The following is a 12372-nucleotide window of genomic DNA, read 5'->3' on the forward strand; positions in this document are numbered from 1 at the left end:
CGAGCGAGAATAAGAGTAAAAAATAGGACAAGTAATTTGTCCTATTTTTCGCAAGTTCTTTGTATCCCTAAGTACCAATAACTACACTTTCTGCTGAACGCTATTAACTCTATTTGCTAGTTTGCATTAAGGTGCAGGGTTCGGCTGACGGGTATGAATCAATTCAATCTCATGTAATATCTCGTCGCTCAACGTCACTTTGACACTATCCAGATTGCTCTGCAATTGCGCTAGGGTGGTGGCACCTATGATATTGCTGGTCACAAAACCGCGGCTGGTCACGAAAGCCAAAGCCATTTGCGCGGGATCCAAACCATGTTTTTTTGCAAGGGCAACATAATCCCCGACGACGCGTTCGGCCTGTGGATTGGTGTATCGGCTGAATCGTTCAAACAGGGTTAAACGTCCGCCAGCTGGACGTGCGCCGTTAAGATATTTGCCCGATAAAACACCAAATGCCAAGGGTGAATAAGCGAGCAAGCCAACCTGCTCACGATAGGCAAATTCGGAATGGCCAATTTCAAAAGTGCGATTTAGCAAACTATAAGGATTCTGGATAGTCACGATGCGCGGCAAATCGAATTTTTCAGCGGCACGGAGAAATTGCGCGATGCCCCAAGGCGTCTCGTTTGAAATACCGATGTGACGTATTTTTCCTGCCTTGATGAACTCTGCCAGTATGGTCAGGGTTTCTTCGATAGGCACCGTATCCTCATCTGGTATATGGGTGTAATTTAGGTTGCCGAAACAGTTGACGCTACGATCCGGCCAGTGTAACTGGTATAAATCCACATAATCCGTTTGTAGCCTTTCCAGACTGCCATTTAATGCGTCGGTCAGGCCTTTGCGATCAAAATTATTAATGCCTCCACGGATATGCCGCGGATTGTGAGGTTTGCGCGCCGGACCCGTTGCCTTGGTTGCAATCAATACCTGATCGCGCTTGCCGGAACTTTTAAGCCAGCTGCCCAGATATTGCTCGGTGGAGCCTTGCGTTTCGGGGCGGGGTGGCACAGGATACATCTCAGCGACGTCTATGAAATTAACGCCATGTGCCAGCGCCATATCGATCTGCGAATGCGCCTCTGCTTCGGTGTTTTGCTCTCCCCATGTCATCGTGCCAAGTGTGATCTGACTTACCTTGAGATGGCTGTGACCGAGTTCGCGATATTGCATTGTGTGGTTCCTTTGGTCGCGACGGCACATGCGTTAAGGCGTATGCCGGTCGTGTCTATAAGCTGTTATTGGTGGCGTTAAATTATAGCGGTATCCAGTGATCGCTGCAGGTAGCCTTAATTCTGCGAAGCGCATCAGCAGTGCATTTTCTGTGTTAACCTTTACCTAAAGCATCACCTGGGTTGTCGGGGGCGACGCATAAATTAGTCGCATCATAAGCGGCCTTTTATACGCGGCCTTTTTTGCGTTTGATTAAGGCACCGCTTCTGCGACTGTGGCAGGCTTGCCAGGCATGGCGGGCGAGCTAGTGAGCCGATCGACCTTAAACAGTTCGGGAAATAACCTGATCCATAGTGCGACCACGACAAGGGTTCCGATTCCGCCGAACAACACTGCGGGGACCGGTCCTACCCACGCCGCAGTTATGCCGGATTCGAACTCACCTAATTGATTCGATGTACCAATGAAGACAGAATTGACGGCACTGACGCGACCTCGCATGGCATCTGGAGTTTCTAACTGTACAAACGAAGAGCGTACAACAACGCTGATCATGTCGGACGCACCCAGCACCGCCAACGCAATCAGGGATATGGTCATGGATCGGGATAGCGCAAATACGACGGTGGCCACGCCAAAAATCGCCACCGCGATGAACATGCTGCGACCAACGCGTTTGGTTAAGGGGCGACGCGTGAGATAAAGTCCCACTGATAATGCGCCCAATGCAGGCGCGGAGCGTAACAGGCCTAGCCCCAGAGGACCGGTTGCAAGTATGTCATGCGCAAATATGGGTAACAGCGCGGTCGCCCCGCCGAGTAGCACGGCGAATAAATCCAGCGAGATGGCACCGAGCACGGCAGGTCGGCTCCTGATAAACGCTATACCGGCAAATAGTGATGTTAACGTGGCTGGCTCCCGTTTGGGCAAAACGGTTTCTATTCGAATACGGCTCACAAGCACGCTGGCAAGAAGGAGCAAAGCGCTACTGATCGCATAGACGGCGCTTGCGCCAATGGCGTATATAAATCCCCCGAGTGCGGGGCCGATAATCACGGCAGTTTGTGTAGCCGACGCTGCCCAAGCGACGGCACGAGGCAGCAGCCTTGGCGGCACTAATCCTGGTACCAGCGCTTGCATGGTCGGCGATTCAAACGCGCGCGTGGCTCCGATAATGAAAACAATGATCAGGATCGCATCCTTGGTCAGCCACCCCTGAACACTGCCGATAGCCAGCGCAGCAGCGGCAACGCCCTCGATAAACAAACAGATACGCGCAATGGTACGGCGATCATAGCGGTCAGCGACATGGCCGACGACCAACGCTAGAAATAGCGCGGGAAGAAACTGCACCAGTCCAACTATACCGAGATCAAAAGCGCTTCCCGTCATTTGATAGACCTGCCACCCGACTGCCACGATTTGCATCTGGTTTGCCACAGTAGAGGCCACCCGCGCACGCCAAAATAATGAAAACGGCAGATGGCTTAATACTGAATCAGAGTCAGGGGAAGGGCACGTCTCGGTATTGGCTGACATTGGCAGGTAAGAATAAATGTAAAAAAATCAGGGACGAAAGATCGAGAGTTAAATTTTGTGCGTCGGGGTGGCATGTTCTGCCCCATTTTTCATTTTTCGGATACCGCGCTTATTTAAGTCTTTATTTCAAAGGGGAAAAGTGCGTTGATTATATTACTGTAATGGAAATTAATTATTAAAAAAGACAATATCGATTTTGGGCTCAAAGCGTTACTTCCCTGCGAAAAGCAGGGTTAAAGACCTGCGACTATGCGGAAGACCTGCACGATAAAAAATATTTAGGAGAATTACAGTCCCGTTACAGTCGCGCCGCATGCCGAAAAGCAACATTCCGATAGGGTGAGGGCGATGAAAGAGTGCGTAAGAGCGGAAAAGTGCCACAAAGAAACCTTACGGATGTTTTTTTTATCATGTTTTTAAAGATAATAATTGCATCATTTCACGTTTATCAGTTATAAAGATGGTAGAGCAAGAGGTCAACGGAATAACAGGAAACTCCCTTGCGCGATTTCTAGACATGATTGTTTGAAGAATACATTTATTTTTTTGTATTTTTTAAGAATTATCCGGTATAATGCGGAATCGTTTAGGATTCGAGCTAGTGGTGCAGTATTGGTCTGTCATTCCTTTCTTGCTTTAAACGATCTAACGGGCGCAAGCCCAACTTAACTGAAATAGGAAATGTAATGGCAACTGGTATTGTTAAATGGTTCAATGATTCAAAAGGTTTTGGTTTTATTACTCCTGATGAAGGCGGTGAAGATCTGTTCGCGCATTTCTCCGCAATCCAATCTAACGGCTTCAAGTCGTTGCAAGAAAACCAACGTGTTTCTTTCGAAGTTACAGCTGGCCCTAAGGGTAAGCAAGCTTCGAACATTCAGCCTATCTAATAGCTGAAGCAAGCGGTTTCTAAAAATCCCCGGTGCGCTGGGGATTTTTTTCGTCCTGCTTTTTCTATTGTTCCCTTCTCGTTCCTCTTTATCCTGCCTGACCGACAGGGCTTCAGTTGCTGCGCGTGCTCGCTGCAAGTTGTAAAGGTTTCTTCTTTTCCAGATGCGTTGCTTGCGGTGTTTTTGACCGGCTTTATTTTACATTGCTAGAACAGGCCATCGCCTCGTGCTCTGACAACACTTTTCAAAGAATATAAATAAAAATATGCTCTTAGTAGAGGCGGCTTAAGCTGGATGTAGCATTGGGTAGGTAAAGAGAAAAAAATGTGTGGCATTCAGGCCGAAATGCGCCAGGATCGCAGCCTGAAAGCCGCCAAAGTGATATGCCACGCCATAACCGACGCCAGCCATGCTTGCCAGTACAATCCATTGCCAACCACCTCCTGCGTGCGCCATGCCGAATAAAACGGCCCCTACACTGATCGCCAAAGCATTTTTATAGGGGCATCGTTTAAGTATGCGGCTTATTCCACCTTGTAAGTAGCCACGAAAAAAAGCTTCTTCAGCAAAAGAAACCAGCAAAAGATTGTTGAGCGCCCACACCCAGCTGACTGAAGGAAATTTAGGCGCCCACGCGACTAACCCCAGCGATACTGCCAGGGTCATGCATGCTCCTGTCGCGATTAGCATGCAGCTTATGCCCGAGATGAGCGACACCCGCAGTTCGTGCAATGGTCGAATCCACGGAAAGAGCAGCACCAGCCAGAAACCGGCTAACGGTTTATCCAGGTTAAGGTACATGGTGAAGGGGGTCGCATCTGCCGTGATGTGTTCTGGGCCAAAAACCTTGGGGTTATGAAAACCTGGAAACCAATGAAAACCGAGCGCAAGGACGAGGACAATAAATAGGGCATGCCCGAAATATTTCCAAGGCCACTTGCGGTACGCCGATACAGCGCTGGCAGCTAAAATAAGCAAAATGATGGGGATAGTTGCCGCTAAGCTGAGTTGGCCGTTCGCCAGTGCGGCACTATAACCAAAAATGAGCAGCGCCAGACTTAACAATCGAAAATTACAAAACGATGTCATGAAAGCGGCAAGAAAAATGGACGACCACTGTAATGCAAACATTACTTACTTTCCCATTAATAATTGATCCCGTGATCCTTATAGTTTGCCACAGGGAAAATAATAATGAAAATACCGTACCCTCAAATTGCGATGAAATTACGCCAGAAGTACCTGTAGAGCCCTAACTGACTTGACTGCAATGATGTTTCGCCGCCCCATATATTGCATTCAGATTTTGCTATTTTTATACTTACTTTTCGCAAAATGTTTCTCGTAAACAAATTTCCATCTCGTTTTTAGCCTTCTCAGCAGGCATCAAAATGCTTGTGCCCGATTCCATCCGGATATCGAAAATTAATTTGAAACCGCATACATGAAAACACTTCATCAAAGTGATGAAAAGGTTTAATCGCTTTGCTCCCGATTGTGCGGATAGTACGTAATATATATGTAATGATTTTAAAAATAACCAATTTGTAAGGAAGTTGTAAGGGTGGGCTGAAATGCTGCGTTGTCCGATATTTTTAGGTAATAAAACAAAAATGCAGATTTTGACAAAGTTGAATGCGGGAATGTGTTGATTTGAGAACCTCGGGCAGGCCCAAGCTAAATTTATACTAATAAAATCGGACTAACAAAGAATTGTCTCCATGCCGTGACAGTGACCAAAGTCAAGCGCGCAGGATGAACTTAAATAATAGGAAAGAGGAAGAGACCATGGCATATAAAACTAACGTATTCGTCACTGCTGCATTACTCACCTGGTCGATGGTCGGTGTTACCGCAGCCGTTGCCGCTGAGCCTATCAAAATTGGCATTACAGGACCGTTCACCGGTGGTTCAGCACCAATGGGTGTTTCCATGCGTGACGGTGTGAAGCTGGCCGTGGCAGACATTAATGCAAAAGGTGGGATTCTGGGTCGTCAGTTGCAACTGGTAGAGCGTGACGACGAGGCAAAAAATGAACGCGGCGTGCAAGTAGCGCAGGAATTAATCAATAAAGAAAAAGTAGTAGCCACGGTAGGTTTTGCCAATACAGGCGTAGCGCTCGCATCGCAACGTTTTTATCAGGAAGCCAAAATCCCCGTCATGAATAGCGTGGCCACCGGGTCTATCATTACCAAGCAATTCGTCGCGCCGGAAAATAAAGACAACTATATTTTCCGTACCTCTGCCAACGATACAATTCAATCAAAAATGATCGTTGACGAAGCAGTTGGACGTCTAAAATATACGAAGGTAGCGATTCTTGCAGATTCCACCAATTACGGCCAATTGGGGCAAAAAGATCTGGAGAAAGCCCTGGCAGATAAGGGCATCAAGCCGGTTGCTGTTGAAAAATACAATCTGAAAGATGTTGACATGACCGCGCAACTGCTCAAAGCCAAGCAGGGCGGCGCGCAAGTAGTGTTGACTTACGGTATTGGTCCAGAATTAGCCCAAATCGCAAACGGCATGCAAAAAATCAATTGGAAGGTGCCTATCATCGGCAGCTGGCCTTTGTCGATGGGTAATTTTATCGACAACGCAGGTAAAAACGGCGACGGTGCACGTATGCCGCAAACTTTCATTCAAGACGGTAATACGCCAGTCCGCAAGACCTTCATCGCTGCGTATCAAAAAGCCTATAAGGTAGATCGGATGCCTTCTGCCGTCTCTGCTGCCCAAGGGTACGACGCGATTTACTTGCTAGCGGCGGCGATGAAGCAAGCTGGCACAACCGACGGTCCGAAAGTTCGCGAAGCACTTGAAAATTTGAAAACGCCTGTTGAGGGTGTCATTACTACGTATAACAAACCTTTTAGCCACGACGACCATGACGCAATCAAGCCTGAAATGGTAAATATTGGTGTTGTTAAGGATGGCCGTGTCGTTTTAGCTAAGTGACACCACCAAGATACGTTTGTTGGCTTTGCTGTATGAACGTATATTGACGATCAGGCCAGTCCTTGCGATCCGGGGACTGGCTTTTTTCTTGCCACACCTTGGCATTTGTTATTGTATTTTTTAGTCTTTGAGGTAAACATATGGAAATTTTTCTCCAGCTGGTTTTTAGCGGCATTGCGTTGGGCATGATCTACGCTGTCATCGCTTTCGGTTATCAACTTACTTTCGCCACCTCCGGCACTCTCAACTTTGGACAGGGCGAAGCATTAATGCTGGGCGCGCTGGTCGGTCTGAGTCTGGTGGGTAACATTCATGGCGGTCCGTTTTTAAATTACTGGTTAATGATTCCGATAGTCATTATGTTTGGCGCATTGCAAGGCGTCGTGGTGGAATGGATCGGCGTGCGTCCGGCGATCAAAATCAAATCCGAGTTCGGCTGGATCATGTCGACCATCGCGCTGGCGATCATTTTTAGAAATGTTGCAGAAAACATCTGGGGCAAAGATGACCTGACGTTTCCTACGCCCTTGACAGCTACCCCGTTTGAGGTTTTTGGCGCAAGCGTGCAACCGATGCAAATCGTTGTAGTTCTTGGCGCGCTCGGGATGATGCTGGCGGTCGAGCTATTCAACCGCAAATCGATTTATGGTAAAGCGGTTGTTGCCACGTCCAACGATCGGGATGCGGCGGGGTTGATGGGTATCAACACCAGTATGGTCATTACGTTCTCTTACGCATTGTCGTCCGCAACCGCCGCCTTCGCGGGCGTATTGGTGGCACCATTGACCTTAACCGGCGCGACGATGGGCGCGGCTTTGGGGTTGAAAGCATTTGCGGTTGCCATCATCGGTGGCTTGACCTCGGGTATGGGCGCGATCGTGGGTGGCCTTATTTTGGGCATTGCCGAGACAGTGACAGGCTTTTATGTCTCCACGGGTTACAAGGAAGTGCCAGGTTTGGTTTTGCTTTTGCTGGTTCTGGCCGTTAAACCTGCCGGCCTGTTCGGTAAAACTGCTATTAAGAAGGTGTGATGATGAACAAAAAATCACTCGCACTGGGCTTGCTCGGGATCGTGGTACTGGGCGGGTTTCCGCTGGTATTCCATAATCCGTATTACATTCATCTTGCCGAAACCATTTTGATTTACGCCATCCTTTTGTTTGGTCTGGACATCGTGGTCGGCTATACCGGGCAGGTATCGCTCGGTCATGCGGGATTGTTTGGTATCGGTTCCTACACTACCGGCGTTCTGGTGTTCAAGCTAGGCTGGCCGTTTCTGCTCGCAGCGCCTGCCAGCTTGGTGGTGACCGCATTCTTTGGTGCTGTTATGGCCTTGCCAGCGCTACGTGTTACCGGGCCATATCTGGCAATGGTGACGCTGGCCTTCGGTACCATCACCGGCATTTTAATCAATGAAATGTCATTCCTTACTGATGGTCCAATGGGTATCAAGCTGAGCAAGCCATCCTTTGGGAGTTACAAGCTTAGCGAGGTTGAATATTTCTATCTGGTTGCAGTGCTGATGGCGCTGTCGCTGTTGGTAGTCCATCGGATTCTGAAATCGCATCTCGGACGCGCCTTTGAAGCCCTACGCGATAGTCCGATTGCCTCCGATTGTATGGGCGTGTCGGTATATCGTTACAAGGTCTACGCGTTTGTGATCAGCGCCGCACTGGCTGGTCTGGCTGGCAGTTTGTATGCGTATTCGGAAGAGTACATTTCGCCAAATACCTATAACTTCGAGTTGACAATTCTGTTCTTGCTGGCTGTGATCATGGGCGGTCGCAAGAGCCGCACCGGATCATTAATCGGCGCGGTCATTGTGGTGATGTTGCCGAGCTTGCTGTCGGACATTAGCCTGTTTCGAGATATTGCCACAGTGATTGCGGTCGCAGGGGTGGCGTCAGGCGCGTACCTGTTATTCAAAAAACGTAAAACTGCGCGTGAGATCGCGGTGCCGGTATTAGCGACCATTGGTCTGGCGATTTTTGCATACCGGTTAGAAAATATTACGGACTGGCGTTTGACGGTATTCGGCCTGATGACGTTATTCGTGGTGTATTACCTTCAGGACGGTATCGTAGGTTTTGTACGTGGCGTATTTGCCAAAAAAGGCCTCTCAGTTCACAAGTCGGTAGCAGTGACGGCTGTCGCCGATACCGTCTGGGCGGGAGCTTCCGGCACCGTTGAAATTGGTACCACTTTGCTCAGTGCCAAGCAATTATTAATGCAATTTGGCGGCCTGAAGGCGTTGAATCAGGTTGACCTGAATATCGTCAAAGGGTCGGTCCATGGACTGATCGGCCCTAACGGTTCGGGCAAAAGTACGATGATGAACGTCCTGACTGGCATCTATAAACCGACCGCTGGCGTGGTGGAATTTAATGGCAAGGTAATTTCTGGGTCGACGCCCTCAGCCATCGCTCTGGGTGGCGTGGCGCGGACTTTCCAGAACGTTCAGTTGTTTGGTGAAATGACGGCAACAGAAAACGTTCTGGTCGGCTTGCATCACACGTTCCAAAGCAATGGAGCGGACGTTATGTTCCATACGCGTCGTTATAAACAAGAAGAGCAGGCCGCGCGCGTGCGGGCCGCCAGCATTTTGCAATTTGTCGGCCTGGCAGATTTGGCGAACGAAGAAGCGCGCAACCTTCCATATGGCAAACAGCGTTTGTTGGAGATCGGGCGGGCTCTGGGGTTAAACCCCGAGTTGCTGCTGCTCGATGAGCCTGCCGCAGGCTTAACTGCACCGGACATTGTAGAGTTGATTGCCATCATCCATAAGATCCGCGAACATGGCATCACTATTATTCTGATTGAGCATCATATGGATGTCGTTATGACGATATCAGACACCGTGACTGTACTCGACTTCGGCCAGAAAATTGCCGAAGGCAAGCCAGCTGCAGTACAGGCTGATCCTGCGGTGATCGAAGCCTACCTTGGGGGCAGCGTTAGCGACCCAGAAGCGGATGCCCACGTCATACTACACACTTCCAGCGAAGCGGGGGCTTGAGATGCTTACAATTTCTAATTTACACGCCGCGTACGGCAAGGTGGAAGTACTGCATGGTATTTCTCTAGAGGTACCTAAAGGTAAGGTAGTGACGCTGGTCGGCTCCAACGGCGCCGGTAAGACCACTACCATGCGGGCCATTTCAGGTATGCTAAAACCTCGTACCGGAACCATTATGCTGGCTGGCAAAGATGTTACCGGTCTGGACTCGCATAAGATCGCCCGCGCCGGTCTGGCGCATTCGCCTGAGGGCCGTCGTGTATTTGCGACGATGAGTGTCACCGATAACTTGTTGCTAGGCGCGTTTCCTCGTTTTACTAAGGCACGTCCGCGCGGCGATATTGCGCACGATCTGGAAAAAGCGCTGGAGCTTTTCCCACGCCTGAAGGAGCGGCAAACCCAGCTTGCAGGCACCTTATCTGGCGGCGAACAGCAGATGCTGGCGATGGCACGTGCGGTGATGCTTAATCCTGAGGTTATTTTGCTGGACGAGCCATCAATGGGACTTGCACCGATTCTGGTCGAAGAAGTGTTTCGAATCATCATGCGCTTAAAACAGGAGGGCATGACGATGTTGCTGGTTGAGCAGTTTGCAGCGGCAGCACTGAACGTTGCGGATTATGGGTATGTTTTGGAAAACGGTCGTATTTCCGTGCATGGCCCAGCGGAGAAATTACGCAACGATCCCGCAGTGCAAGCGGCATATTTAGGAGGAGGGCAACACTAAGATAAAGCAGGTTACTGGCACTTTAACGTCAGTAACCTGCATAGTTGTAAAGGAAACGCTGGCCACACCTAGCCAGCGAATTTTAGAATGACTGCTATACAGGACGCGTCAGAAGGTGCGGTATCCGCCTCCGATTCGGCGGATTCGGTCTTCCCACCCTGCGTAATCCCCATCTATTTCAAACAGTTTTTGTCGATGCCGCTTTATCCTGTCTTGTAGACTTGGATGCCATCCATCCGCCACCCAGTACTACGACCATTCCGAAGATATAAGCGACATAGCGCAACCAGGGCACGCTATCCCAAAAACCGGCGATAAGCGGTTCGGTAACAATCATGTGCACCGCCGTATACACCAAAATCGCAGCACCGATGTAAATCGTCACCGGGAACTTTTCGATCAGCTTTAACGCCAGCGTTGATCCCCACACCATAATAGGCACCGAAATCAGCAAGCCAACGATGACCAGGAAAATACTGCCGTGTGCTGCGCCCGCGACGGCCAGAACGTTGTCTATCCCCATGACAGTGTCCGCAATAATGATGGTTTTCAATGCCGCTGCCATGCTGGTAATTTTGCTTCCTTCGATGGTGTGACCACTCGAATCGCTGAGTAACTTATAAGCAATCCATAGCAACGCAGCGCCGCCGAGCAGTAGCAGTCCAGGGATTTTGAGTAGCCAGACGACCGCGATAGTCATTATTACGCGGGTAACCACAGCGCCCAGCGTGCCCCAGATAATCGCCTTTTTGCGAAGATGATCAGGCAGATTGCGAGCGGCCATCGCGATCACGATAGCGTTATCCCCGGCGAGCACCAGATCAATGACTACGATAGATAAAAGCGCGGTAAAAAATTTGGCCATGTCCCAGTCGGCCATGCCCAGCATTGAAAATAAAGCTGAAAAATCCATAAAATCTCCGTCAACATAAATGTAAAGTAAAAGCCGCTTGCAAGCCGTATTAAAGCCGCATTTAAGGTGCTTTTTAAGCTGTAAACAACGCTAAACTCGAACAGAATGGAGGATGACAGGAGTAGTGAGGAGAAAGGTCGACACAATGCCTGCATGGATTCCATGCTGACAAAGGTCTTGCTCAACAGATTACCTGCATCTGTCATGGTAACCGGGCGCAAGCGTTGTGCTTGTTCCGTGATGACGACTACCGTGTAAAACGCCAATGTCGCAGAGAATATCCGGACCACATCAGCATTTGAGAGCTACTCCCCTTTGGAGGGCGCGGCACCTTAGTGGTACCGCTGGTGAGTAGTGTACTACATAACAATTAAGTGCAGGAAATATTGATATTGCGTTTTAGGGGGAGAATTGCTGATCGGCAGTTCATATGATGGCGGCACCTATAGGCAATTTATAGTAGTGTGTACACGTACACATATATAAATTGGGTGAAATCATGCACCGGAAGATGACAATTACGATTGACGAGACCGTTTATGCTGGTCTGCATAAAGTTATTGGACGTGGCAATATTAGCAAGTTTTTAGAAGGATTAGCGCGTCCATATGTTTTGAAAGAAGATTCTCTGGATGCCGGCTATGAAGCAATGGCGGCAGATGCTGCGCGGGAAGCAGAGGCCAGTGAGTGGTGTGATGCCCTCCTACCAAACGTTGAAAATGAAGTGCGATGAAGTATGGTGGGTAGAGTTTGCCTTGGCAGTTGGCATTGAAATTCGTAAAACACGGCCTGCGGTGATTGTAAGTAACGATGCAGCTAACCGACATATGTCGAGAGTACAAGTCGTACCATTAAGCAGTAATGTCGAACGTATTTATCCGAGTGAGACGGTAATCACTTTAGCTTGTCAAAAAAGTAAGGTAATGGCCGACCAGATCATGACAGCCGACAAAGTACGGCTTAAAGATCTGCTTGGAAAGTTAAGTCAGGCAGATATGCGTGCTGTTGAAACATCATTAAAATTCAACTTGGTATGGATTCAACCTAAAAGGTCGGGTAGCCCATTGTTCAAAACCAAAGTCCGTATTTGGGGCTGAGCGTAACTTAAGCACACCTCTTCAATCTCTATCATTGGACCTGTTGTTGGTCTATT

General features: G+C 49.0%; 11 protein-coding genes. 7 read left to right on the plus strand and 4 right to left on the minus strand.

Going from position 1 to position 12372, the window contains the following annotated elements; all coding sequences use genetic code 11:
- Positions 1 to 126: 126 nt before the first annotated feature.
- Positions 127 to 1176, minus strand: coding sequence for an NADP(H)-dependent aldo-keto reductase (locus HAV38_RS03460; protein WP_168052432.1), 1050 nt, complete (start codon positions 1174 to 1176; stop codon positions 127 to 129).
- A gap of 252 nt (positions 1177 to 1428) precedes the next feature.
- Positions 1429 to 2715 carry an MFS transporter gene (locus tag HAV38_RS03465; protein ID WP_168052434.1) on the minus strand — a complete coding sequence of 429 codons (1287 nt, stop codon included), beginning with the start codon at positions 2713 to 2715 and terminating at the stop codon, positions 1429 to 1431.
- A 686-nt stretch (positions 2716 to 3401) separates the two neighbouring features.
- Here HAV38_RS03465 and HAV38_RS03470 point away from each other — a divergent pair.
- Positions 3402 to 3605 carry a cold-shock protein gene (locus tag HAV38_RS03470; protein ID WP_010398811.1) on the plus strand — a complete coding sequence of 68 codons (204 nt, stop codon included), beginning with the start codon at positions 3402 to 3404 and terminating at the stop codon, positions 3603 to 3605.
- A gap of 285 nt (positions 3606 to 3890) precedes the next feature.
- Here the strand turns inward: HAV38_RS03470 and HAV38_RS03475 are convergent, their stop codons facing one another.
- Entirely contained in the window at positions 3891 to 4736 is an 846-nt protein-coding gene (locus tag HAV38_RS03475; protein WP_168052436.1) for a CPBP family intramembrane glutamic endopeptidase, read from the minus strand.
- A gap of 657 nt (positions 4737 to 5393) precedes the next feature.
- Between HAV38_RS03475 and HAV38_RS03480 the strand changes: the two genes are divergently transcribed.
- From HAV38_RS03480 to HAV38_RS03495, 4 genes are all read left to right on the plus strand, one after another.
- Positions 5394 to 6563, plus strand: a complete 1170-nt coding sequence (locus HAV38_RS03480; protein WP_168052438.1) for an ABC transporter substrate-binding protein — start codon at positions 5394 to 5396, stop codon at positions 6561 to 6563.
- Positions 6564 to 6703: 140 nt separating this feature from the next.
- The gene (locus tag HAV38_RS03485; protein ID WP_168052440.1) at positions 6704 to 7594 is read left to right on the plus strand and encodes a branched-chain amino acid ABC transporter permease; all 891 of its coding nucleotides are present in this window, start codon (positions 6704 to 6706) and stop codon (positions 7592 to 7594) included.
- Between the two features lie 2 nt (positions 7595 to 7596).
- A complete protein-coding gene (locus HAV38_RS03490) occupies positions 7597 to 9579 on the plus strand; it encodes a branched-chain amino acid ABC transporter ATP-binding protein/permease (protein ID WP_168053506.1) in 1983 nt (660 codons plus the stop codon).
- A 1-nt stretch (position 9580) separates the two neighbouring features.
- Entirely contained in the window at positions 9581 to 10306 is a 726-nt protein-coding gene (locus HAV38_RS03495; protein WP_168052442.1) for an ABC transporter ATP-binding protein, read from the plus strand.
- 178 nt (positions 10307 to 10484) lie between these two features.
- On the opposite strand, the gene HAV38_RS03500 is transcribed toward HAV38_RS03495, so the two are convergent.
- A complete protein-coding gene (locus tag HAV38_RS03500) occupies positions 10485 to 11219 on the minus strand; it encodes a TerC family protein (RefSeq protein ID WP_245182172.1) in 735 nt (244 codons plus the stop codon).
- 511 nt (positions 11220 to 11730) lie between these two features.
- Between HAV38_RS03500 and HAV38_RS03505 the strand changes: the two genes are divergently transcribed.
- Positions 11731 to 11952 carry an addiction module antitoxin gene (locus tag HAV38_RS03505; RefSeq protein WP_245182173.1) on the plus strand — a complete coding sequence of 74 codons (222 nt, stop codon included), beginning with the start codon at positions 11731 to 11733 and terminating at the stop codon, positions 11950 to 11952.
- Positions 11915 to 12316, plus strand: coding sequence for a type II toxin-antitoxin system PemK/MazF family toxin (locus tag HAV38_RS03510; RefSeq protein ID WP_245182174.1), 402 nt, complete (start codon positions 11915 to 11917; stop codon positions 12314 to 12316). The genes HAV38_RS03505 and HAV38_RS03510 overlap by 38 nt, the downstream gene beginning before the upstream one ends.
- The last annotated feature ends 56 nt before the right edge of the window (positions 12317 to 12372 follow it).

Source organism: Glaciimonas immobilis (assembly GCF_011947285.1).
Classification (GTDB): domain Bacteria; phylum Pseudomonadota; class Gammaproteobacteria; order Burkholderiales; family Burkholderiaceae_D; genus Glaciimonas; species Glaciimonas immobilis.